The following is a 24288-nucleotide window of genomic DNA, read 5'->3' on the forward strand; positions in this document are numbered from 1 at the left end:
TTCCAAGTTGGCATAAGACTTGAACAGGATATCCGTGCCACATGTACCGACATGGAATTGCACTATTGGCTGGTAAGGTTATCGCGTCTTCGTCGACCGGGAGTCGATCAGTGCCCTATGAATCTGTGTACAGTGTTCGCACACGGCTTTCCCGATGGGAACGAGCAGCTAGAAACCGTCTGCACGCCCGAGACTGTGTGCTTGGTCTTTCCTGTATCCTAGAAATTGATCTTCGTAACCCTCACGGAAAGGTAGAGGTCCCGTTCGAACTGCAGACATCACCTTCGATGATGGTCGCCGATGTGCGCATCATCAACTATTTCGGGCTTGCTGCTCTCGCCGCCTCTCATTTTATCGATGTCCGCGTGCGCAGGCAGCCGAGCCCTTTTCTTCGGCCAGATTCAAAGGTAGTGCGGTTCGCGCTTTGGATCGCAGCCGTCAGGCATCTAGGGGCGCCCCTCGCCTGAGGGGTGACTGGTAATCATTTTAATGGATAGTATCAGCGAAACAAAGTCGCATTCCGCTTCGCCCCACGTACCGAGAGGCCAGGCCGCTCGGCGTGGCGTTGCGCTGGAACTCGGCGCAATCACGCGACTCGCGGGGCCGATGGTCCTGATCCAGGTTGGACAGATCGCGATGATGACCACGGACCTTGTCTTCGTGGGGCGCATCGGCGGCGAAGCTCTGGCCGGCGCAGCTTTGGCCGGACGGGTCTATCTCGTTGGATTCGCCGTTGGCATGGGATTGCTGGCGCCGATCGCGCCTCTGACAGCCGAGGCTTTCGGGGCGCATAACTTAGCCCTGGTGCGACGCTCGCTGCGGATGGGGCTCTGGGCTGCGGTCCTTGTATCTATTCCCACCATCGCCTTTGCGCTCCGTGGGGAGCAAACACTGCTCGCCCTCAGCCAAGCGCCGCAAGCCGCTCGGCTCGCCCAGGAGTATCTATCCGGATTGGCTTGGGGCGTGGTACCCACGATGTGTTTTCTTGCTATTCGCAATTTTATGGGCGCGGTCACTCGGCCTGAGCCGATTCTGTGGATCACGCTATCGGCTATCCCCCTAAACGCTCTGCTCGTATATGTACTGATGAATGGCAAGTTTGGATTTCCGCAGTTGGATTTGTTCGGGGTGGGACTTGCGACTGCCACAGTGAACTGGGGGACGTGTTTGGCCGGGTTTTGGTTTGTCACGATGGGTACGCCCGTGCGTACGTACCGAGCTCTGGCCCGTTTCTGGCGGCTCGACTGGCCTGTGATGAGAGAGTTGATCTCGATCGGTGTGCCGATGTCATTCGCCGTTTTGATCGAGTACGGCCTAGTCTCGGCCGCAGCTCTCCTTGCGGGATCGATTAGCGCCAACGCACTCGCCGCTCATCAGATCGCGCTTCAAGTGGCTGGTATCCTCTTCATGATCCCGGTTGGAATCAGCATGGCTGCAACCGTGCGAGTCGGGCACGCCCTTGGGCGCAACGACGGCCCTGGTGTGAAGCGGGCAGGTCTGGTCGCGATCTTGCTGGGTGTCGCAATTGCCGTAACGCTTACTTTCGCTGTAGTCGCCATCCGCTTTGAGCTTCCCAAGTTATTTCTGAGTGACAGAACCAGCGATGCCGAAGCCACGATCAAGCTCGCGGCAACGCTGCTTCTGGTTGGTGCAACATTCTTTACCAGTTCTGCCACGCATACCATCGCGACGGGCTGCCTGCGTGGATTGAAGGACACGCGGGTTCCGCTTTGGTTGGCTGGGGTCGCTTACTGGGTGGTCGGATTCTCGCTGAGCTACGTGCTCAGTCTAAAAGTCGGCTTGGGTGCGGTTGGAATCTGGATAGGGCTGTCAATCGGAACGACACTTTATGCGGGGCTTGTCGTTTTACGTTTCCAACTGCTCGCGAACAGGCTTGCTCTTCGTTGATATATTTCGACGACATAGCAGAGCCGCCTTCCGAGCTCCGTTGCCGGGATGCACAGCCACCGGCGCGAACACCTCTAATAGCCTATGAATACTTACAATAGCTCGCTAGTCGCCTCTGCGTCTCGATCACCCTTCCGAACGGCGAAAAGCCGCGTTCGCGGCGAATTCACCCAATGACGAGTACGTGGCCTGATCGCAGCCGCACGAATGATCGGCAAGCCGAAAAGCCGAAGCTTCGGTACCGTCATTTGCACCGCTCTCATGTCTCGAGGCGGACATCAATGGCGCTGATCTTCAGAACGACACTGCTGGAGCCCGCCGGACCCTTAAGCACCTGATCGCGCGGCTACTCTTGGCCAGGTGGCCTTTGCCCTCTCGATGCAGTGAGGCGCTGGCGCGCAGTTGTTCGGATTGCTGCGCGTTTCTTGACTTCTGGAGGTGTTGTCGCTTGTTTGATCGTAAGCGCGAAGCCGATACCCTTGCTTCAGAATTCGAATGAACGTGCGAAGAAGTCTCCGGCGTTGGACGGAGGTTTGGGATGGGATTGGACAGCAAAAAGGACGTCCATTTGGCCGGCTCATCGGGAGGGCGGGTGAGCCGGCTGGAGGTGCTTGAAGACCGTCGGGTCGCCGCGTGCGTTCGGAGGCTGAGAGAGCTCGGATCGTGGCCGAAAGTCTACTACCGGGTGCCCAGGTGTCCGAGGTGGCACGCAAGCACGGAGCGAGGCGGTGGCAGTACGATTGGCGACGACGCTTTCGAGAGCGAGGCATGTTGACGCCGTGCTAGGCGTAGCAGTCGACATTCGCACCGCTGGGTCGTGGAAAGCGCGTGGGAGGAGGGTCACGTTCCGGCGATCAAGCTTGAGGTCGCGATTGGGGATGTCGTGCTGCGGACGGACCCCGCCATAGATGGCGAGCAGCTGTCCCGGGTGATCGGCGAAGTGCGAGCGTCACGATGATCGCGGCCGGTGCCGATCTGACGATTTACATCGCGACGCGGCCCATCGACTTCCGCTGTGGCCACGATGGACTTGCGGCGAAGGTGCAGGAGATAGTTCGCCTCGACGCGTTCAGCGGCGCAGCTTTCGTGTTCCGATGGAAACGAGCGGACAAGATCAAGATCTTGGTCTGGGATCGAACGGGCCTGGTGTTAGTTCATAAGCGCCTCGAAGGCTGCAAGTTCGCTTGGCCAACGATCGCAGACGGCGTGATGCGCATATCACCAACGATGTTCGCAGCCCTGTTCGAAGGGCTGGATTGGAGGTTAGTCCGCCCGGAAGAAGCGCGGCGTCCCCAGGCGGCTGGATAACTGCGGCAGATTGACTCGGGAGCTATTTTGAACGTGGCGCGCGCCGTGACGATGTGCTCGAAATAGCGCATGAGCATTGCGGCGCTGCGCAACGAAAACGAACGCCTGAAGGCGCTTTTGGCGCAAACGCAGGCGGCCTTGAGCGAGCATCAGGGGCCCTGGCAGCATCGGAGGAAGCGCGGCGTCGGCTCGAGGTCATTCTCGGGAGAATTGCGACGCGAGAAGTTCGGCGCGAAGTCCGAGAAGCTGCGGCTAGATCAGTCTCACTTGCCGCTGGAAGACGTGGAGATCGCGCAAGGCATCCTGGACGCGGCGCAGGAGAGAGCCGAGGCTATGATCCAGGGTTGATCGCGGAGCGTGCCGGAAGGTTCTCATCGCAATCGCGGCTGCTTACCTGCCCATTTGCCTCGGGTGGAACGGATCGTCGAGCCTGTGAGCACGCTGTGTCCGTGCGGTTGCGGCGCCATGACGAAGATCGGCGAGGCGTCAGCAACTCTCGACGTGATCCCGGCGCAATGGCGGGTGCTGGGCACGCGCTGCCCGAAATACATCTGTCGCCGCTGCGCGGGCCCTGTCGTGCAGGCCCACCCGCCGGAACACGTCGTGCCTGGTGGACTGCCGACCGAAGCGGCCATTGCGCACGTGATCGTCTCCAAGTTCGGCGACCATACGCCGGCTTACCGTCAGGCCGAGATCTATGGGCGCCAGGGGATCTGGCTTGATCGGGCGACACTGGGCAACTGGTCCGGCCGCGCCTGCTTCCATCTTCTGCCGATCGCGGACCACATGCGCCGCCGCCTGGCCACGGCGGATCGTCTGTTCATGGATGAAACCACGGCGCCGGTGCTCGATCCCGGGCGTGGCCAAACCAAAAAAGGCTACTTCTGGGCGATCGTCTCCGACGAGCGCGGCCACAGCGGCCCAAGTCCGCCGATCGTGCTGTTCCGATATGCCCCCGGTCGCAGCGGCGCCTTCGCGGAGCAGTTCCTGGATGGCTTTGGCGGACGCTTCCTGCAATGCGATGCTTATGACGATTATGACCGGCTGACCGAAGTCGTTCGACCGCAGGGGCCATGGACACTCGTGCATTGCTGGAGCCATTTGCGCCGGCGCTTCGTCAAATCGGCCCGTAACAGCAAATCGCCGATTGCCGAGGCCGCCGTTCGGCACGCACAGCTTTAGGCCGTCGAAGCCATGGTACGCGGCTCATCGCCGGACATCCGGCTGGCCGCGCGCAAGGAGCATTCGCTGCCCATGGTCGCCGCGTTAAAGCCTTGGTTCGAGAAGCAGCTGTCGATGATCTCCAGCGGGTCGACGCTCGCCGAGGACATCCGCTACGCGCTCAATCACTGACAAGGGCTGACCCGCTTCCTCGAAGACGGGCGCCTCGAGCTCGACACGAACCCGGTCGAGAACGCCATCCGGCCAGTCTTGCCTGACTAGAAAAAACGTGCTCTTCGCCGGTCATGAGGTCGGAGCCGTAAACTCGGCCTTGCTCGCATCCATCGTGGCGACATGTAAGCTCAACGACGTCAACCCGGCCGCCTACATCGCCGAAAACACTCGAGACGATCATCGACGGCCATCGCCATAGCCGTATCGAGTCGTCCGTTAAGAAGGCGAATTGAGCGCTGGACCGGCCAGCACGCGGCATAGTCGGACCAGGAACAGGCACAAGAGTTCTCTGAGCTAGGCTAGGATGCGGCGGAAGTTGTGGCCGACAGCTGAGAGGATGACGTTGGCGGCGTCTCCGGCACGGCCTTTGAGGTAGCAGCGACCGAGGTGACCTTCGGTCTTCATGTGGCCGATGATGGGCTCGATGGCGGAGCGGCGGCGCAGCTCGCGCTTGATAACGCCGAAGACGCCGCGCTTTTGGCCGGAGATGAAGACGCGACGGGGATTTTGAGCATCGTGGCCGCGGTATCCCTTGTCGACATAGGCCCGCTCGATCGGACATCCGGTGAGCGTCTCGGTCCGGTCGATGACGTTCCGCAAGGTGTGACCGTCGTAGGGATTTTCGGGCAGCGAGCTGGCATGCAGTACGAACAGGCCGCCGGGAGCTCGGCGATTGTTGGTGACGATGGAGGCCTTCACGCCGAACTCGTAAGGGGCTGAGGCCTTGCCTTTGCCGATGCACTCCACCTCCGGGGCATGAAAGGAATAGAGCTTCCAGCCGCGCTGGCGCTGCTGCTGGGAGCGGATCTGGCTGGCTCGGCCAAGCGGAAGGGCGAATGCCTCCTCGAGGGCTGGCTGGCCCTCGATCTTGCGACGGATGTCGCGGATGATCCGGCCCAGCCGGCTGCGCAGGATACGCAACTGCCGCTGATGCCGGCTGAACTGTTTGGCATGGGCGTAGCGGCCCGCCATCATCGCAGCGGCCTTGGGCACGCGAGAATAGGATTGCCGGAGCCTGACGCTGTGCCTTCTCGCCAGGCGGTTGAGGCCCTGGATGGCGGCATGAAGCAGCTTGGCGTCGGTCGGGAAGGTGATGGCCTTCGGCTGCACCGTGGTGTCGACCGTGACGCGCTTGAGGTCCTGGCTGCGTAAGGCGCCGGCTTCGTGCGCCACCCGCAGGCTCTCGGCCAGCAGCAGCTCCAGCTTGTCGCCGAGCCGCTTGCGCCAATGGCTCAGGTCCGAGCGTTCGTGCGGGAAAAACTCTTCGCCGGTGAAGAACTGGAAATAAGGGTCGTGGACCCAGCGCTCGCACACCCCCTCATCGGACAGCCCGTAGATATGCTTGAGCAACAACAGCCCAATCATGAAGCGGGTCTCGATCCCCGGCCGGCCGTTCTCGCTGTAGAGCGGCGCGACCTCGCCGTCGATCCAGTCCCAAATCGATCTTGCCGGCAAGCAGAACCAACTCGTGCTTCAGATTGATGATCTGGTCCAGCCGCGCCCGGAACAGATCGTTCGATCCCGTCGTCTTGTGCTTCTTCGGCCGCATCGTTCCCTCCGATGCACCAGAGAATCATGGTCCGGAGGGAAAGGGAATCCAAAAGCGAAATTGCAGGGTTTGGCGGCTTCAACCTCCCATTCCTGCAATCTCAAACCGCCTCGAATCCGAAAAAGAGACTCCTGCTCAATCGCTTAGAACCTTGTTCACGGACGACTATCGAAGACCTCATGGCGATTCCGCAAAACGTCAAGCCAACCTCAATAGGGTTCCGCCTAAGCGCTTACGTTTGATCGCGGACGGTTATGGCATCTGCAATCGCCGGATGGCAGCCTGCTGCTCGGCTTGCAGCGTACGATCTCAGAGCTTGAATTACACGCGATCAAAACCCGGATGCACCATTTTGGAACAGTCCGGCGCGACTGGGGCTTACAACGGCAGGTAGCCCTGTCCACGATCTGTGGGTTGATCACCATGGCCCCAAACATCAGAGCTAAGGGGTTTCGTTGAAAACTGTCGGAGAATCCGGACGGCGCCGTGGCTGGCGGATCATCGACGATCGGTCAGTAACTCCTGTGGCACAAGGCGTCTCCGGATTCCTGCCAAGTGGATCTGTGTTCATCGCAAGCGAGAGATCATCCTGGCCATCAGAGAGCTTCGTTCACAAGTACCTCGCAAGCTATTGCAGCCCGAGAAATCATCTCGAAGGCGATCCGAAGGAAGGATCATCATGGAAAGCAACGGATCCAAAAGAACACTCGAACAGCTAACCTATACGATCGGCGCCCACGACCACACCCACCCACCGTCACCGATTGTACAAATCGCCCGTGCGCCAACTCTTTATAGCATATATAGCGACGACCAGCGACAAGGCCGCGCTATGACCGCTGGATCACGTCAATGGCCGGTTCAAGGCACTAAGACCGAACGTTCTCTGCCTCTCCGACTTCACCTATGTCGTGACCTGGACCGGCTTCGTCTACGTCGCCTTTGGGTCGAGACGCCTATGCCCGCAGTATCGTGGGCTGGCGAGCCTTCCGGCGGCGCACGCAGGTTTCGTGCTCGACTCTGGAGCGGGCCCTGCACGATTGCCGACCAATCCATCGCGGCGGGCTCGTGCATCATAGCGACAGGGGCAGGCAAGGCGGATTCAAACGGTCGTCGCAACACTCGCACATTGGAGGTTGCGATGAGTATTGGAGGACGGAGATCGGCACGATCTGGACGAGCGCCAATGCCATCGCCGGGGCGGCCGCAAGTTGCGGGGCGTGATGAACAGAGCAGATTTTGGCGGGGGATTGCCGCGGGGCTAAGCAGTGAAGAAGCTGCGCTTGAAGCCGGAGTATCGCAGCCTGTCGGATACAGATTGTTCCGAAAGGCGGGCGGCATGCCACCAGCAATGTTCAGATCCTCGGCAAAGCCGCTCTCCGGGCGGTACGTGTCGTTTGCCGAGCGCGAGGAGATCGCACTTCTCAAGGTGCAGGGCCACTCCATGCAAGAAATCGGGCGCCGCCTCGCTCGGTCCGCCTCGACAATCTCCCGTGAACTGCGACGCAATGCAGCTACCAGAAGCGGCGGGTTGGAGTATCGTGCGACGACTGCCCAGTGGCATGCAGACCGATCGGCATGTCGGCCCAAACTGACCAAACTTGCGCTCAACAAAACCTTGCGCACTTATGTGGAGGAGAGACTTGCCGGCGTCGTCGTGGCACCGAGCGGCGCTTCCGTTCCCGGTCCGGTCGTTCCGTGGAACGGTCGCCGGCATGGCCCGCGAAGAGATCGGCGATGGGCCAAGGCCTGGAGCCCGGAGCAGATTGCCCGACGCTTGCCGATCGACTTCCCGGACGACAACACGATGCGCATCAGCCACGAAGCCATCTATCAGGCTCTCTTCGTTCAAGGCCGGGGAACGCTACGCCGCGAACTGACGGCCTGCTTGCGAACGGGGCGCGTGCTAAGAGTGCCCAGAGCACGCGTAAAAAGGCGAGGCAAGGGCTTTGTCTCGCCGGAGATCATGATCAGTCAACGTCCCGCCGAAGCAACCGATCGAGCAGTGCCGGGACACTGGGAGGGAGACCTCATCCTTGGTCTTGGCAGCTCAGCGATTGGTACGCTGGTCGAGCGTACAACCCGGTTCGCGATGCTGCTGCATCTTCCCCGCCTCATGGGGCACGGCGAAGCTCCGCGCATCAAGAACGGGCCTGCGCTCGCGGGACACGGCGCTGAAGCCGTACGGGACGCGATTACTCGCACCATCATCACCTTGCCACAAGAACTGCGGCGTTCGCTGACCTGGGACCAAGGCGCCGAAATGGCCCAGCACGATCGTAACACCAACGGGCTGCTGCGTCAGTACTTCCCGAAAGGCACTGACCTCAGCGTCCATAGCGTCCATGACATCACCGCCGTTGCTGCCGTCCTCAACGCCCGACCGAGAAAGACGCTGGGATGGAAAACGCCGGCGGAGGCGCTTGACGATTGGCTATCATGAGTGAACAAGACCGCTGTTGCGACGATCGTTTGAATCCGCCCAATACTCCCCGACCGAGCCGAGCAACGCTACTACGCCAGCTGGAACAACCGCCATGGTGGGATACTAAATGGCCTCCGGCAAACCCGGGGCGGTTCAAACAAGCAAACCTGATTCTCCCTGGCAATCAATCAACACTCTCCGAAAAGATGTGTAACCCTACGCGGTAGGCCGCAGCGCGCTGATCTTTCCAGTTAACCGTTAGAGCTCGTCGGACTCCTCGGTTTTCGGCTTCATCGTCGCAGCGAGCACTTGGCGGCGTTTTTCGATGATGCTAGGGTCCTCTTTGTGGATTGCGATCAGCTCTTTGAGGTTCTCGATCCCCTCATCGGTGAACGCCATCACCCCATCTTCACCGACGCCCACGACCCATAGCTGGCCATCCTCGGGGTCCATTTCTTCGGCGACCTCGAACAGCCATTCCTCGTCTTCTCCAAGCATCTCGGCGACATGGCCGAGGGTAAACACGTGGCTGACTTTGTTGACGGGCCCCATCAAGCCGCCTGCGCCGCGAGGCCTTGCTGTTGCGCAATCTTCCAGTTCCAGGGCAGCAGCTCATCGAGCCTGTGGGCGGGGTGGACGGCGATGCGAGCGAGTACATCGGCAAGCCAGACCTGAGGATCGACGTCGTTCATCTTCGCAGAGACGATGAGGCTATACATGGCGGCGGCACGACGCCCTCCGCGGTCGGACCCGCAGAATAACCAAGACTTTCTGCCCAATGCGATGCCGCGCAGCGCTCTTTCGGCGGCGTTGTTCGAGAGACAGACGCGGCCATCGTCGAGGAAGCGTGTGAAGGAGCCCCAGCGCTTGAACATGTAGTTCATGGCCTTGGCCAGATCGTGACCGCGGGAGAGCTTGGCGCACTGCTCACGCATATAGGCTTCCAGATCGGCAACCAACGGAGCGCTCTGCGCCTGGCGGACAGCCTCTCGGTGGTCGGCGCCTTGGCCATTGATCGTGCGCTCGATTGCGAAGAGGGCGTCGATGCGACGCACGATCTCGATCGCAATCGGCGAGAGGGCGATCTCCTTCTTGCCAGCAGCCTTACGTCGCGCGTTTTCCTCAAGATCCGCCATGGCGAAGAACGGGCGCCGGGCATGCACCCAACAGGCCGCCTCCCTGATAGGCCCAGGACTTCGCGGGGGCTCGTAGAGTTTGGTGTATCCGCCGAAGGCGTCGGCCTGCAGGATACCGCTATAGTTGGCCAGATGCGCCTGCGGATGCTCGCCCCTTCGATCGCGCGAGTAATAGAACATTGCCGCCGGCGGATCTGAGCCGCCGAAGGGGCGGTCGTCCTTTACATAGACCCAGCATCGAGCGACATCGCACTTGCCCAAGGCCAGCACGGGCACGGTGGTGTCGTCGCCGTGGAGGCGTTCGGATGCCATGACGTGGGCTTCCAACAGACGCAACAGCGGCTCCAATACCGTGCAGCACGCTCCGACGGCGTCGGCTGCGGTCGACAGACTGATCGGCACGCCTTCCAACGCGTAACGCTCGGTTTGCCGGTTCAGAGGCTGATGCTGGCCGAACTTCTCATAGAGCAGCATGGCCAGCAGGCTCGGCCCCGCCCACCCTCGCGGGATCACATGGAATGGCGCCGGTGCCTGGCTGATCTTCTCGCAGTCGCGGCAAGAGAACTTCTCGCGCACCGTCTCGATTACCTTCCACTGACGCGGCACCGATTCCAGCGTTCGGGTCACATCTTCGCCGAGCTTGCGCAAGCGATTGCCGCCGCAGCATTCGCACGCCGTCGGCGGATCGATCACCACCCGCTCGCGCGGAAGGTGGTCTGGGAACGTGTTGCGCTCAGCGCGCTTGCGCGTAAATCCGTCAACCGTAGTCGTTTTGGCGACTGCCTGCTCCGCCGCCAATTCGTCTTCCGTCGCGTTAGCTTCCAATTCTTCGAAGGTAAGCGCCAGCTGGTCGATCAACCGCGCCGAGCGCTCCGATTTCTGGCCGTAAACCTGGCGCTCGAGCTTCGCTATCCGCAAGGTCTGCTGCACAATCAGCGCGGCGTCCTCCGACGCCTTTGCCCGCGCTACCGCCAGCTCCGCTTTCAGCGCGGCGTTTTCTTCGGCAAGAGCGGCGCGATCAGCATCCATGAGACGAAGTGAATCATAGTTTTAGTGATTTGCGGCACCCCAAAATACGCGGGTTTCCACATTTTTCTTCGCTCATCCCGCCCTTGTCGGCCGCCACGTCAGTTGTGGATTGCGCCAATCGATCCCTTCGAGCATGTACGCCATCTGCGCCGCCGAGATCGACACCGCGTCACCTGACGCCGAAGGCCAGATGAACTTTCCGCGATCCAAGCGTTTCGCATAGAGCGACAGCCCGATCCCGTCATGCCAGAGGATCTTTGCCAAATCGCCACGCCGGCCTCGGAAGATATAGAGATCTCCGGCGTGGGGATCCCGCTTCAGGCTCTCCTGAACCTGCAAAGCCAGACCCTGCATGCCGCGACGCATGTCGGTGTGGCCGGTTGCGATCCAGACTCTGACGCCACCCGGTATCGGGATCATCGCCGGCTCAGAACATCAAGGACCCGCCCCAACGCGTCAGCATCGACGTTCTCGTCAACGCTGACACGCTTGCCGCCACCGAGTTCGATCTCGATCAGGCCCCGGCGCCTCCGGGGCGAAATCACCGCTGGGGCTTCAATCGATGGAACGCTTTCGGTCGCACCCGGGGTGAGCTGAACAGGGACAAGCTTCGGTCCCGCCGAAACGACACTCGCCAGGCGCGCCCGCCGCCGCCACGTGAACACCAACTCGTCGAAATGCCGTGCCGCCGCGCGATCTCCGTCACAACCGCGCCGGGCGCCAGCGTCTCTTCGATGATCCGCATCTTATCGTCGCGAGACCAGCGACGACGACGCTCAACCCCGCCCAGGACCTCTACCCGCATCTACCGACCTTAAGGCTAGCCTTAAAGCTAGATCCTCGTCGGATACCTGCAACTCAACAAGGCGGCCCACCCCGGAGGAATACAAAGATGTCGACTGAAGAGCCGCTCGTGGAGCAGTTGCGAGCTGAATTGCGGTTGATGGTTCTACCGTACCTTGCGCCGCAATCCTGCAAACACGTGGCGAGCCAGACCACCGTTACTGAAAAGCGATTGAGGAGGGCGACAAGAAGCAGACTCTCGTCTCAACAAACGAAATTTCGTACCACGAGGATCCACACCGATCCAGGTCAAGATCTAAAAAGTCAGTCAATGAACTTGATAGTCGGAGGATAGACAGACACATTCGTGTAGTGGTGTGTTATTTCTTCATCCACTTTTATGTCCTTTGTCGCAACAATGCTAGCCCACGCGCCGGACGCTTCATCGGCCCACTCTATCCGTGCATTTGGGTTAGATGAGTGATTCGCTAAGGAGGTTAGCCCGAAAACAACATAGCCTGCCATAGAACCACGTTCGACGTCCCCATCATGTCGCACAAAGTAGTATTCGAAAAGTCCTGTACGATCTAACAGCTCGGCTGTGGCGTTATCAAACCCCCACGTTGGAGCACGTTCGATTACATCTCCGCTCTTAAACGGAATGTTTGCAAAGAGGCCACGGCCCTTTCCTACTACAGCTCTGATATAGATAGCTTTGCTGCGGTCAAGAACCTTCCCTATCTTCGCGCTTTCCTTCTTGCCTTGGAGCATTGATGGTCTCCCCCAGTTTGTAGAGCGGCACCAATCTGGCGCCGGTTTGGTTTTCGAGCAGCCTGATTGTCTGATTTCTTCAGCCTTTCACGGAGATACTGCCGTTGGCGATATCCAACCTGTGCTCGGGGGAGTCGCTCAACACCCGGCAGATCTCGCTATCCACCATTGTGGTTCGTCTTTAAAGATGAGTTCCAGCGCGGCAGGCGGCCCGCTAGCGGTTAACCAGGGATTTTCACGGAGTTCAGCTAGTCCACATGTGAGATATTCTTGCGCTCTGACACCGCGAATCTCAGCACGACCAATTGGAGCGACCCGAACAATGGACCGCTCATTGGCTTTCCTCTCCAGCCCTGTGGCGTTCGGCTGGCAGTTCGAGACGCGAGGAGCAGCGAAGAAAATCCACTCCTCTTCACGTTCCTGTCCGTGTTCGCGGATAGTCCCCCGGAAGCACTTGTCAAAGCGAAACGGCACATTTGCCATCCTCTCAACGTAGTGGCAGAATGTGGCTGACCACAGCCCAATGCCCAATGTGCATATCATGCCATTCGCCCTGGCAATGTTGTCAAAAGCACTGCCAGTTCCGTAGCAGTGATTGGAAACGTTTCGTAAAATCGCTTGCGAACTTGGCCCGATGGCTGCCCATGACATCATTGGATCACGCGAGCGAACGGCGTTCGTGCGACTTCGAAACACCTCCGGAAATTCGCCGATCCACGATGGAGTTGTGTCGACATCATAGGGGTGACCGCGCCCAAAAGAATAAGTGTAGGTCGGGACCATAAGCGTTCCCTTCTGGCCGAGCACCTCAAGGAATACGTCTATGACGAAGTTAGACAGCGCTGTATAGTTGCGCTCAACCCCCAGCGGCAAGCCGAGGCGGCCGAGACTTACATGCAGTGAAACTAGATCGCCTGGATGGATGCCGATCGCCTCGATCGCCGTCAGCAAATCGTCGCGATTGTAACTATAACTTCTCACAGGTTATAACTCCCGAACGCGGTACAAGAAAACGCTTGAGGCGGCGGAGGGTGAAACTATCCAGCTTGTTTTCCAACTCCGAACATGAGGTCCGACACGAGCCAACCGCATTGAATCGTCCTAGCGCATAGCTTCCAGCGAGAAGGGTGGCACGGGTTTTTCGAAGCACTCACAGCCCTCGTCATAGCGGTCTTCATCGCGCCCTTATTGTCCATTAGCGAAGCCGCCGGAACTCAAGCAAGTGCCAAAGCGGAAACTCGCTTGCGAAATGGTAGCCCCGCGGATCAATTTCAGCGAAGTGGCTTGCGGGGGTGAGCTCGCGCATGTCGGCAACAACGAACCCCGCTCGCAAGACGTTTTGGATCAGCAAAGATAAAGGGGGCACTATTCCGAACGATTTTCTCATATATTCCGTCACGACGACGAACGGCCGATCTTCAGCGCCGAGCCAAGGCATCAGATAGAACACTCCGTGCGGCTCGAGACTCACGAACGTGCCATTCGGCTTTAAGATTCGCGTGATGTCGGCAAGAAGAACATTGAGATCAGCCGCCTGGCTCGGGTAGAACGGAACGTAGTAGAACAGGAGAGCATCGCTCATGAAGACCATATCAGCGGACGCGCTAGGAATAGCATCCAGCCCACCCACTTGGCCGATGTGCATCTGTTCAAACCGGACGTTTTCCTGGGCGTGTTCGCGCGCGACGGTCAGATATTGTTCGCTTGGGTCCACCCCCAACACGCTAGCCCCTCGCTTGGCAATGAGATTTGAGTAGATGCCCGTTCCGCAACCGAGATCCACGACCGACATTCCCTTCGTGATGCGCTGCTTCGTGTACTGTTCAAGAAACGCGTTCTGTATCCCGTCGTAAAGCGTACCCGGGCGAATGGACAATTGATCGGGCGAGAATTTCTGCCGCATCCACCAGGCTGACGGATCTTCCCTGCGCGTCAACGCGAGGTGCTGACCGTGCTGTTGGTGGAAATTACCAAAATTTTCATGATCTAGGATGTGACGTTTTGGTCCGAAACGTGCGCGATAGGCACTTTCATCATCGACTATGATGCAGTGCTTCTTCAAGCGACGAAGCAGTTCCTCTCGATTGAGATGAATCTCCTGCCAATCGCAAAGAGCTCGGCGAAAACGGCTAGGATCGGCAAGCAGCCCGGCCTCGTGGGAAAAATATTCGATATTCCAGCATTGGTACGGACCATCCTCGCTCGCCTCAACTTGGTCGGGTGCGGCTAACAGGCGAAAGACTTTACTGCTGATTCCCAGTGCGGTACGGGAAAACACATTCAACGCGACCCATCGGTCCTCATACTCTGGTGTGGATTCGGGCAGGAAAATAACATCCTTCGGAACGATGCACATTAGCCCCCCCCGGCCAACCGGTTCAGGATTGCAATAAGCCCGCCGACTGTCTGGAACTCATAGGACTGAAGATCTTCGGCCGAGAAGGTAACACCGAGCTCCCCCTCAAGCTCCGTAATCATCGTGACGAGCCCGAAGGAATCAATTACGCCTTGCTCAAGGAAGCGTAGGCTGAAAGCGGCTTCCCCGGCTGGAAGAGACGACTTCCCGTGTCGCGCGAAAAACTTGCGGACCGATCTTTCGTGTCTTTCCGCAATCTCAGTCGCACCAGTCCCCTCGATTATTCCGATGCAGCGGACCGGCGAACCGTCTCCCTCTTGTATGTTCAATGGCAACGCAATCAACTCGAACTGTTCGGTTCCGAGCGCCTTCAGGTTGGTCATGTATTCTAGCTTGATTATGCCTGCTTCGAGTAGAATCTTGTGGACGGGAGAGTCCCGCTTCGTACCGCGCCCGTTCTTCGGACTGTCGGCTTGCGGAGTGTCCATCCCCAGAAGCTGAACGCGGCGCTTTACCAACCAATGAGCTGCATCTTCCGAGATATAGGGCTGGCAAGAATAGTATTTCGAGGTCGACCAGTGGTCGGACCAGTCGAACCGCATGACCAATCGGTCGATATGTTGATCGCCAACACGCCTTTCGAACTCAGAAACTCCCATTTCCTGCATTGGCTTGGCATCCGTAAAATCGATCAGCGTTGCCGGTCCCACGAAGGGCTCTAGCGGTAGCTGGTCAACCGTGGCTCCGCCGGGAATGAAATGGCGAGGCGCATCTATATGCGTACCGCAATGTGTTCCTACTACGATCTTTCGTGACTCTCGCCCCTCGGTCTCATGCCTGGCCAATTGCGTCACCTCGAAGGCCGGCGACCACGGCACAGGATAAACTGGCATTCCGTTCTGCAAGATGTATGAAAGATCCACCATCCGTCTCATATCTCTGACTCCGCGCTAATCCACCGATAGATGCACCGCGAACGTGCGATTATCCGTTCGGCTCTCCTCGTACTTCAATTTACGCAAGCTTCTCGACACGACCGAATCCCTCTGATACAGGCGCGACCGTGTAGCTATTGCGGTAAACGTCATCCCACCTTGTCGCACCATTAATGTTGCGGTCGGACGGCTCGGCCCAAAGATTCGAGTTGCCATTGGTTCACTCCTGCGCTGGCGGCCGCTGTGGAGTTCCGAAGAGCAGCTGTCGGATCGCCTCCTTCCGAAGTTTCCCGACGTTCGTTGCCGGAAAGGCATCAAGTGCAACGAACCTGTCCGGCACTGTGGAAGGCCCAAGAGCCGAAAGGCACACCTCTTGCAAACTTGCCTCGATATCCTCCAGGCTGACGCCCGGCCGCGGTATGACCGCCGCGACCACCTGTTCTCCGTAAAATTTATGAGGCATCCCGACCACCGCGGCATCGTGAACAGATGGATGCTGCAGTAGAACCTCTTCAATCTGACGCGGGCTAATATTGAATCCGCCTCGAATGATGAGATCCTTGGCTCGCCCAGTCACGAAAAGGTATCCCTCGTCGTCCAGATGACCGAGGTCTCCCGTATTGAACCATGATTCTGTCGGTGCTACCGGCTCTCCTGTATTGAAATCGATGTAGCCGGCAGAAGCAAACGGCGTATTGACAAAAATGGTACCATTCCTGCCCGCTGACTGCCCTTTTCCCTCTTCATTGCGAATAGCGATGCGGACTTCCGGCAGGCACGGCCCAACCGACGAGTTTTTTTGTCCAGCAGCACCGTCGTTTGCGGTAATCAGAAGCAATTCCGAAAGACCATAACTCTCGATTACGTTGATCTCGTATTTTGCTTCGAAACGGCGCCGCACAGCAGTAGATAGGGGAGCTGTCGCGCTAAACATCCGCACGGTTCTCGAACGGCAGAGCTCTATGCCCGCCTTGCTACGATCGATTTGCGTCAAGGCGGCAAGCATCGTAGGGGTCGCCCAAATTGTATCGCCACCATGTTCCTTCACCGGCTCCCAGAAACTAAGTGCACTTTTTGAGCTGAATTGTGGGGCAACAATAATGGACGCTTCTGCTGTGAACGCGCTCAAAAGCGTGTTCAGAAATCCGGCGATATAGGCCATCGGCATAACATGCACGAGCCTGCTGTGCCGCCCGATAGCAAAGGTTTGATTGAACGAGCTCGCGTTACCAAGCAATACGCTCACTCGATGAGCTACGGCCTTCGGCAGGCCTGTCGTTCCTGAAGTGAAATGAATCGACCAGATTCGATCCCCGTCTATCGCGGCGAGATAGCGCCCCAGTTCATGCTCTGCATCTTGCAGCGCGATCTCTGCAGCCGGGGCGTCGCCCCAAACATTATGCGTTAAAGCGCAACGAGGCAGCGCGTCCCCATTCAGATCGGACCTAGCAATTTCAGATGCATCTCTCGTCGCGTCCGTGAGGAGTATCGATAGTCGCAGTTTGTCGAGCACAAACGAACGATCCTTGCGTGGCAAGGCATTATTCAAAGGAACAATCGTTAAGCCGCCCAGGAGGCATGCGAAATAGACAGTTACGAATAAAGAACGGTTCTGTAACTGCACCCCGACCCGCCCAGCCGGCTTTAGACCTCGACGGTTGAGTTGTCTCAGTAGACGAATCGATTGATAGGCCAGGTCAGCATAGGTCATCACCTGAGCGGTGTCGGCATCAATCAGGTAGGCACGTTCGGCATTATCGGCGAAGATATGCTGCAGCCGTAGGGACCAATTCTGCATCAGGACCTCGTAGGGCTTGGGTTCTGTTCGTCCCCGCAATATCGGTCCAGATGGAATCTAGCCGAGAAGACCTCTTCCGGCTCCGCAGTCAGCGCTTGTGCCAACTCTTCAATCATTGAGCGCGGCGCATTAATCTTGTCTCTTTCGCATAATGCGATAATCAGCTTGCGTGGATCGACGCCAAGTTTGCTCGAAAACTCCTTAATCACGCCCATATAGCTCGAGTGAAATTGTGCGTATCCAGCCACGATATCTAGTGAGTTTAGCCCGTCTCGTCGCATGAGGGGCTTGATGCACTTCTCTCCAATATCCATGACGCGTAGTGGGTCAAACCCCATGGCAACGCCGAGCCGTTCCATGACAACGATGAACAATTCAGTAGGCGTGTTGCCTGCGCCGCGACCCATGCCTTGAAGAGACGTGTCAACGATCGCAGCTCCCAGCTCCGCCGCCCGCACCGCATTGGCCACTCCAAGACCGAGATTGTCGTGGCCATGAAACCCGACTTGTAGGCCAACATCGCGCGCAGCAAGGAAGTAGCTTTCGACATCACGCGTTAGCATCCCTCCCGCCGAGTCCACGATGTACACGACGTCGGCACCGTACTGCTTGGACAACAACGCGTTGCGTACGAATTCCTGCGGCGTGACGACGTAGGACTTCATATAGTTGGCGCAGACGAACATGCCGTGTTTCTTGGCCTGTTCGATAAAGTTCTTGGAACTAGGAACGTCCGCGACTTCAGTCCCTACACGAATGAAGTTCATGCCGTACTCGGCCGCCATGTCGATTTCCTGCAGAGTCGCGATACCAGGAATGCAGAACATCCCCCACATGGCGCGCTTCAGCGCGTCCGCCGCGGCGGACAGATATGCTTCGTCCGTCTCGGCTGCATTACCATAGCCTCGTTGCGATGCGCCTAATCCGACTCCATGCCCAATCTCGATTAGCTCGAAACCGGCAGCTTCGAGTTGCTTGCCGATGACAGCTGTATCCCGTGCAGTGAACTTGAAATCGATCATATAGCTACCATCCCGAAGCGTCGTATCCAGTATGCGTAGATGTTCAGTCATGTACACTTGCCTCGCAACCGTCGAAACTCACAGGCTTTGAGCGCTCTGGAAACAGGATGCGCCGAATTCTTCGCATCTCCTGTCTTTTTCTGAGTCGATATACGCCGTTGGAGCTGCACCATATGCTAAGAGCAGACCAGCACGCACCTACCAGGACCGAGAGCACGGCAGATTGCCGAACAAGTGGTGGCCGTGGAACACTATGAATCAACGCCGCGACTTCCGATGGCGCTGGTGCTTTTCTCCGCGCGAAAAATTTTTAAGCCTGATCTCCGAAGCGCGGCACTCCGCCCGGGAGACGATCCTGAATCCGAAGAAGACCAGGCCACCGTGCAGGGACGAGAGCCGCACCCTCTCCATGTGCGCGAGATCGTTGCGTCGCACCAGTATCTGGTCGAAAGATCTCACCTCAAACCGTGCTCGCGCGATCGTCGAGCCATAAATCGCGAGTCGCTGAAGGCCTGCATCACGGCAAACAGCATCTGGAACAAGAATCGGACGCGAGGGGCGAGCGCATCACGGCATGACGCTTGACGATCGCGAGTTGTCCTTGCAAGCGCCCATATGCTTCGTCGACCATCGTTCTGCAAATTGGGGGGGAACCATGCAGCGGGCTGCTGTGCATTCCGATATCTCAGGTGATGGGCTAATCGCGCATCAGCTGGATGACCACCGTAGAGACATGACGAGGCCCGCTGAGACGACCTGCCTTACTCTTCGTTCGTGTTCGTCTATGAACACCGTGATGTAAAAGAGTCGACGAATGCCCCTGCCGTCCACACGGAAGTTTGCAGGCACGTGTGCTCTCTCGCGAATCAAGGCGCGTATTACATTCGGCGAATGGCATGCGGATTGCTGGGACGAGGACGAAGACTACGGTCATCGTGGTGGGTTGGTCCGATAGTTGGCGATCAAGTCGGTCGATAGTCCCAATGTAGGCTTTAACAAGATTTATGCGTGACCACGATGCGTAGGGGCGAACTATCACTCCGGCTGATGAGGTCTTCACCGAACCGGCCAAGGGAGATTGCTGCAGGTGACGATCTCTGACGAGCTACAGTATCGATTTGGCAGCTGCGAGTTTGGACCGAGGGCATACTGTTTGGAGCCAATGCAAGGATCATGAAAGTGAGATTTGTCGAACCTACTTCGTGCCGCGTAGGGTCCACCGTTTTTATTGGCAAGAATCGTCTCGGCAACTGGGTGGCCCGGGAGCAAAACGGCATTTTCGGCGGATTGTTCGTGAGCCGGGTCCAGGCGTTCAAATTCGCACTATTCGAGAATGGTCATCATCCAGAAAGGATCGTCGAGGTGTCGCGCGAAATTGAACTCGATTTTTTTAAACCGGAGATAGCCGACGCGCGCGGCGAGGTCGGAGAGAATGAGAGGTGAATGATCGGCTTCTTCAGAAGCAGAAGGCGACGCGAACCTAGTGCGAATCCACGATTGCGAACTTGTGACTCGGAACACTAGCGCTAATGCAGGAACTCTAACCAACTACCAAACTTTGGTAATTGATCCACCTTGGCAAATAATCCAAATGATCCATGTGATGAAGAGATAGCGGTCGATGGGCACCTGTGCTCATCAATTCTCTGCTCTAACGAGTTCGGCACCATGATCGACAACAACTCACCCTTGCGTCAAGCGCCGATTGATCTACCGTCTTGGCGGGCACAGAAGCTCCTCTCTCTTCAGGTCTGCTTGAACCACACCTTTGGCCTGAATAGGCCGGCGCGTTCGGAACGGTTGGTTCATTTCCCACTGCGTCCGCTATCTTTAACGAAGATTTCGTCATCCACCGGAAACTCATCCCTTGATGCGCATTATCCGCGGTCGCATCGTCGGCTGCTTTAGGCCGTCGCTTCGTGCGAATATGGTTGTAGACAGGGAAACAAGACTTACGGAGCCAGTCATGATTCCAGCGAGTGAACTGTATCGTGGTGCGGGACCCTACTACGCACGGCACATAACCCCGTTTTCAGACGAAATCTTTAGATCTTTGGTTCGCGTTTGCAGACTTAGCAGCAGCAGTCGCGTACTAGATCTTGGTGCCGGCACGGGATTGTTCAGCATTCCCTTGGCGCGCTCGGTTCGTTACGTGCTGTCTGTCGATCCATGCGACGAAATGCTGCATGAGGGAAGACGAAAGGCAGAAGCCCTAGGAGTCAATAACATAGAGTTCCTGGTCTCAAGATCTGAGGACCTGAACGAAGCAGCGTCATCATTTGATATCGCAACAATAGCAAACTCATTCAACTGGATGGACCGACCGAGAGTGCTGGGAAAGTTGGCCCGAACGCTTAGGCCAGATGGCTGCATTGCAATCATCAACAGCGAGTACGAGGAGTCGGAACCTGGAGGATGGCGGGATGCAATGTGGAGCGCCGTCCAGGAGTTCTGGAAAGGAAGCCTGCCGGCAGGTCCAGCCTTTCCACCTTTGAAAGTCTCTGATCGAAGCGTTCTGAGAGCTTCCGATTTCAGCGAAATCATCGAGCTTCGACATTCTTTCGAACGCCACCGCGATATCGATGACGTTCTTGGCTATCTCCATTCTATGTCCATGGGTACGCCTCACGTCCTCGGAGCTCGTCGTGAGGAGTTTACGACACGTATTCGTCGGTTGTTGCTTTCCTATTCGCCATCTGGTCCGTTCGTGGAACGAGGCCACGTTACGACGCTGCTCGGATATAAACCCTAGTATCGCGACACAGAGGCTTTGAACCGTTGAATCTGGGCCTATTTAGGCAGAATACTTTAACTAAACACGCGCCGTTTTTGGGCGCGGGCGTGCGTGAGACCGGCGGTCTCGACGAGAAGTCGGGCTAGACTGTCGACAGGACGATCTCGACCGTGTTCAACCAACGGCTTCGACGTAGCGGAACTCCAATCGTCGCCGGACCGCCGGGCTTCGTCCTCCGGAACGGTTTCGTAGAGCGCCTCGGCCGAATGGGTTGAGAGATTATCGAGTATCGCGGGATGTGTTCGGCTCGGGATCGATGGATGTCGGTGAGGTCGCGCATGCAGGCGAAAACATCTTCTGCGGCCCGTCGCTTGGTCAGCTTCACCTTGCGCCAGGAGTGATGCACGTCGAGAACGACGAACAGACTTGCGATTGGATTGTGCCGATATTAGCAGTCTTGGCGCTCGTTTGTAGTCCTAGGGTAGGGCGGCTGGCGCAACTCGCCAATGAGCTGGATCGGGACTCTCATCGAAGTAGACCACCGGCCGCTTCGGATAGGCGTCTCGGCAGGAATTGAGCACGTCCTCCATGCGGGCGGCAGGCTCCTTTCGCGAAGCCAAAACGCGGGACGTTTCGGAGCCAGAAGAGATTTCATCACCCCGGTGGCACAGAACGAACTATGTGAACCGACCAAACGCCGGTCAGCCAGAAATCTCGGGAAAACGACGCGGCATAGTTCGGCGGGCGGCATAAACTTGCAAGCTCAACGAAGTCGACCCCCTCGCCTATCTCACCGAACTCCTGACCAGGATCGTCAACGGGCATCAAAGCAGCGACATCAACCACCTACTGCCCCTGGGCCTACCGCGCTCAAGCCCTCAAAGCCGGGGCCTGAGAACGACGCTTACGGCTTTCCTGCAAAATCGAATACTTTGTCGAGACAACTTCTATCGGTCTCCCAGGCCTATCTGCATTCTTCAGGGATGACTGCCGTGTAGCGGGTTTCGTTCAATCCCAGGCGACTTCACACCGGTACACCCGGGTTCGTCGGACTCTGCTGCTCGAAGATATGCCGAGCGCCGGAAGTCATCCCCCCAACGCCCGCGTTGCGATGACGCCCTCTCTCTGACGCGCGTCGCACGGTGCTCGGCATAGTTCGTCGTCCAGCACAAACCGCGAAGACGAACGAGTCGATCCCGCGCCTGGCTGAGCCAAACTTCGAACGGATCGCACAGGGTTGGCCGATCTCTCAGATCGTTGCTCTCGTGCCCTCGCTCCTCAAAATAGCTGTGCCTGATCGGCACAAGCTTGGCGCTTACGTGTCAATGATGCTGGGCGCCTCGGGCCGAAATACCGCATGTGAGCTGTATCCAGGATGCGGTTGATCAAGCTCGAGTAACTGTGGCCGCTCGTCCTCGCAGCCAAGGCAAAAAATCCGGTCGGAGCGAGCGACGGCATGGAGTTTATCTCCAAAACGAAAGGCTTGCCGGAACGATCGATGCGAAAGTCGACGCGAGCATAGTCCCGGCACTGGCAGGTAAGGAAGGTGGCAACCGAAATATCCCTAAGCACCGTTTGGAGCCCGCTTCCGATCTTCGCGGGGCCAAATCGGGGGCGGTGCCGCGTCCGACAGACGCTTGGCGTCCCAACTAAAAAGACGCCTTTCAGGATCGCCGAATTCCACCTCCACGAAAGGCAACACATCTAGCTCGTCGTTTCCGAGAAGCGGGACAGAGATTTCTCGCCCCTCGATGTATCTTCAATGAGCGCATCCTGCTCATACTGCATCACGATCACTTCCACGGCACGCCTCAACTGAGCAGGTTCATATACCAGCTGTAATCCGAGGCTGCCCTCTTCGAGACGCGGCTTGACTATCACTGGAAACCGTAAGTCGTCGGTACTCTCGGTGCCGTGCCGCATAGCTCGAAAGTTTGGCGTCGGCACGCCGCGATCGCGGATGAGCGTCTTGGTGACTACTTTGTCTTGCATCAGCCCATGGCCGAGCGGACCTGACCCGGTGTATGGAACACCTGCCATTTCGAGCATCGCCGGAACGTGGATGAAACGGAACTCTCCCTGAATTCCGAAAGCACGGTTGAAGACGACTCCCGAAGGGCGCGACTGCGAATTGGGCGGCATGAATCGCTCAAGCGCGGTGAGCAGCCCTTTGTCTCCCTCGCATAGCAGCGTCTCGTGGCCGCCCTCGCGCAGAGCCGCCGCCATGCTTTCGACGTTCTTAATAGAAAGATATTCCTGAGGGTAAGGCTGACCAAATCGGTTGATCACGCCTGCACAATCTGGTTGTACACTATCGCTACGCGCATGAGTTACTCCTTCGATCTTGGACGTTGTCAATTTCTTTGCTCAACGGAATCGATGATCTAGGCTCCGCGCGGCATGGCTATGCGGTCGACGGAGCGGCACACTTCACAATGCGCCATCAACCCGTCTATCTCCGCCTTCGACTCTGCAGGATCATGAAAAAGCTTGGCGTACAGTGATGATCCGAGTGAATTCGGCTTCACGACGATCGAACATTCAAATGACTGCGCAATCTGCATTGAGTCGGCGACGTTTCTTGATGTTATCAACCTTGTCTTCGGCACACTGACCGCTTCAGAATGCAATAGCGAGGAGGCGAATGACGACATTGCGTACTTGGTCATTGTCAGCCATGCAACATGGAACGTTCCCCTTAAGCCCGAACGCGCCGCAAGCGGCTGAACTCCTCCGTCTTCGCCAAACTGTCCGTGCAACAAATTTACGATGTACTCATCACTAGTTTTCATCATATCAAAGGTGGTGAGCAGCGGGTGGCCAGAAACTGCACCAGAATCGGAAATACAAGCCTCGAGCTCATCAATTGCGAGAGAATTGCGGAATGGAATTATGTAAACTAGGCTATCGTTTCGGCTAACGTGATACAGATTTAGGGGGATGTCCCGATCGGTGTTGAACTACGTCGGACCGACGTTGCCGGGATGAATGTTACGCGGCCCTCGAGACGTGGGCAACGGGCTTGATCGTCATGCGATCGTGGTGAGCTTGAAGGGCTGCACGCAGAACCGACAATTGCTTATGCGCCTTCAATCGTCGAAAGCCCTTGTTGGCCTCGATCATGCCGGCCGCGACCCAT

At 57.7% G+C, this 24288-nt stretch carries 18 protein-coding genes and 5 pseudogenes; 10 read left to right on the forward strand and 13 right to left on the reverse strand.

What is annotated here, in order from left to right; all coding sequences use genetic code 11:
* The first annotated feature begins 489 nt into the window (after positions 1-489).
* The 4 genes and pseudogenes from QRQ56_RS27315 to tnpC (QRQ56_RS27330) all read left to right on the forward strand — a co-directional run bounded on the left by QRQ56_RS27315 (position 490) and on the right by tnpC (QRQ56_RS27330) (position 4844).
* Complete coding sequence (locus QRQ56_RS27315; RefSeq protein ID WP_438744251.1) at positions 490-1908, forward strand: MATE family efflux transporter; 1419 nt, start codon at positions 490-492, stop codon at positions 1906-1908.
* Between the two features lie 693 nt (positions 1909-2601).
* On the forward strand, positions 2602-2694 hold the full coding sequence (locus QRQ56_RS27320; protein WP_438744290.1) for a hypothetical protein: 93 nt from the start codon (positions 2602-2604) through the stop codon (positions 2692-2694).
* Positions 2695-2862: 168 nt separating this feature from the next.
* Positions 2863-3216, forward strand: a complete 354-nt coding sequence (gene tnpB / locus QRQ56_RS27325) for an IS66 family insertion sequence element accessory protein TnpB (RefSeq protein ID WP_438744252.1) — start codon at positions 2863-2865, stop codon at positions 3214-3216.
* Between the two features lie 75 nt (positions 3217-3291).
* Positions 3292-4844: pseudogene (gene tnpC, locus QRQ56_RS27330) on the forward strand (IS66 family transposase).
* Here the strand turns inward: tnpC (QRQ56_RS27330) and QRQ56_RS27335 are convergent.
* A pseudogene (locus QRQ56_RS27335) lies at positions 4828-6160 on the reverse strand (IS5 family transposase). The pseudogenes tnpC (QRQ56_RS27330) and QRQ56_RS27335 overlap by 17 nt on opposite strands.
* Positions 6161-6996: 836 nt before the next feature.
* Here QRQ56_RS27335 and QRQ56_RS27340 point away from each other — a divergent pair.
* Positions 6997-7255: pseudogene (locus QRQ56_RS27340) on the forward strand (DDE-type integrase/transposase/recombinase); the annotation flags it as partial.
* Between the two features lie 46 nt (positions 7256-7301).
* Positions 7302-8603: an IS30 family transposase gene (locus tag QRQ56_RS27345; protein ID WP_438744253.1), complete on the forward strand. Its 1302-nt coding sequence runs from the start codon at positions 7302-7304 to the stop codon at positions 8601-8603.
* Between the two features lie 240 nt (positions 8604-8843).
* Here the strand turns inward: QRQ56_RS27345 and QRQ56_RS27350 are convergent, their stop codons facing one another.
* From QRQ56_RS27350 to QRQ56_RS27395, 10 genes are all read right to left on the reverse strand, one after another.
* Positions 8844-9137: a hypothetical protein gene (locus QRQ56_RS27350; RefSeq protein ID WP_007590556.1), complete on the reverse strand. Its 294-nt coding sequence runs from the start codon at positions 9135-9137 to the stop codon at positions 8844-8846.
* On the reverse strand, positions 9137-10750 hold the full coding sequence (gene tnpC / locus QRQ56_RS27355) for an IS66 family transposase (protein WP_438744254.1): 1614 nt from the start codon (positions 10748-10750) through the stop codon (positions 9137-9139). The genes QRQ56_RS27350 and tnpC (QRQ56_RS27355) overlap by 1 nt, the downstream gene beginning before the upstream one ends.
* Before the next feature lie 72 nt (positions 10751-10822).
* Positions 10823-11170 carry an IS66 family insertion sequence element accessory protein TnpB gene (gene tnpB, locus QRQ56_RS27360; protein WP_007591027.1) on the reverse strand — a complete coding sequence of 116 codons (348 nt, stop codon included), beginning with the start codon at positions 11168-11170 and terminating at the stop codon, positions 10823-10825.
* Positions 11171-11291: 121 nt separating this feature from the next.
* Positions 11292-11555, reverse strand: a complete 264-nt coding sequence (locus tag QRQ56_RS27365) for a transposase (RefSeq protein ID WP_438744257.1) — start codon at positions 11553-11555, stop codon at positions 11292-11294.
* 302 nt (positions 11556-11857) lie between these two features.
* Complete coding sequence (locus tag QRQ56_RS27370; protein WP_438744258.1) at positions 11858-12304, reverse strand: SET domain-containing protein-lysine N-methyltransferase; 447 nt, start codon at positions 12302-12304, stop codon at positions 11858-11860.
* Positions 12305-12442: 138 nt separating this feature from the next.
* Positions 12443-13285 (reverse strand): AAC(3) family N-acetyltransferase, encoded by an 843-nt coding sequence (locus QRQ56_RS27375; protein WP_438744260.1) that lies wholly within the window; start codon positions 13283-13285, stop codon positions 12443-12445.
* Between the two features lie 214 nt (positions 13286-13499).
* Positions 13500-14660, reverse strand: a complete 1161-nt coding sequence (locus QRQ56_RS27380) for a methyltransferase domain-containing protein (protein WP_438744261.1) — start codon at positions 14658-14660, stop codon at positions 13500-13502.
* Positions 14660-15595: a cyclase family protein gene (locus QRQ56_RS27385; protein ID WP_438744262.1), complete on the reverse strand. Its 936-nt coding sequence runs from the start codon at positions 15593-15595 to the stop codon at positions 14660-14662. The genes QRQ56_RS27380 and QRQ56_RS27385 overlap by 1 nt, the downstream gene beginning before the upstream one ends.
* A gap of 220 nt (positions 15596-15815) precedes the next feature.
* A complete protein-coding gene (locus QRQ56_RS27390; protein ID WP_438744263.1) occupies positions 15816-17393 on the reverse strand; it encodes a class I adenylate-forming enzyme family protein in 1578 nt (525 codons plus the stop codon).
* Positions 17393-18466: a hypothetical protein gene (locus tag QRQ56_RS27395; RefSeq protein ID WP_438744265.1), complete on the reverse strand. Its 1074-nt coding sequence runs from the start codon at positions 18464-18466 to the stop codon at positions 17393-17395. Before QRQ56_RS27395 ends, QRQ56_RS27390 begins: the two co-directional genes overlap by 1 nt.
* 1128 nt (positions 18467-19594) lie before the next feature.
* Between QRQ56_RS27395 and QRQ56_RS27400 the strand changes: the two genes are divergently transcribed.
* From QRQ56_RS27400 to QRQ56_RS27410, 3 genes are all read left to right on the forward strand, one after another.
* On the forward strand, positions 19595-19858 hold the full coding sequence (locus QRQ56_RS27400) for a hypothetical protein (protein ID WP_438744291.1): 264 nt from the start codon (positions 19595-19597) through the stop codon (positions 19856-19858).
* A 523-nt stretch (positions 19859-20381) separates the two neighbouring features.
* Complete coding sequence (locus QRQ56_RS27405) at positions 20382-21167, forward strand: class I SAM-dependent methyltransferase (RefSeq protein ID WP_438744267.1); 786 nt, start codon at positions 20382-20384, stop codon at positions 21165-21167.
* Positions 21168-21950: 783 nt separating this feature from the next.
* Positions 21951-22136: a hypothetical protein gene (locus tag QRQ56_RS27410; protein ID WP_438744292.1), complete on the forward strand. Its 186-nt coding sequence runs from the start codon at positions 21951-21953 to the stop codon at positions 22134-22136.
* A gap of 291 nt (positions 22137-22427) precedes the next feature.
* Here QRQ56_RS27410 and QRQ56_RS27415 read toward each other — a convergent pair.
* Positions 22428-23375 (reverse strand): annotated as a pseudogene (locus tag QRQ56_RS27415) (D-alanine--D-alanine ligase family protein).
* Positions 23376-23639: 264 nt separating this feature from the next.
* On the opposite strand from QRQ56_RS27415, the gene QRQ56_RS27420 reads away from it, so the two are divergent.
* Positions 23640-23876, forward strand: coding sequence for a hypothetical protein (locus QRQ56_RS27420; RefSeq protein ID WP_438744268.1), 237 nt, complete (start codon positions 23640-23642; stop codon positions 23874-23876).
* Positions 23877-24140: 264 nt separating this feature from the next.
* On the opposite strand, the pseudogene QRQ56_RS27425 reads toward QRQ56_RS27420, so the two are convergent.
* Positions 24141-24288: pseudogene (locus tag QRQ56_RS27425) on the reverse strand (IS256 family transposase); the annotation flags it as partial.

Source organism: Bradyrhizobium sp. U531, assembly GCF_051710265.1.
Classification (GTDB): domain Bacteria; phylum Pseudomonadota; class Alphaproteobacteria; order Rhizobiales; family Xanthobacteraceae; genus Bradyrhizobium.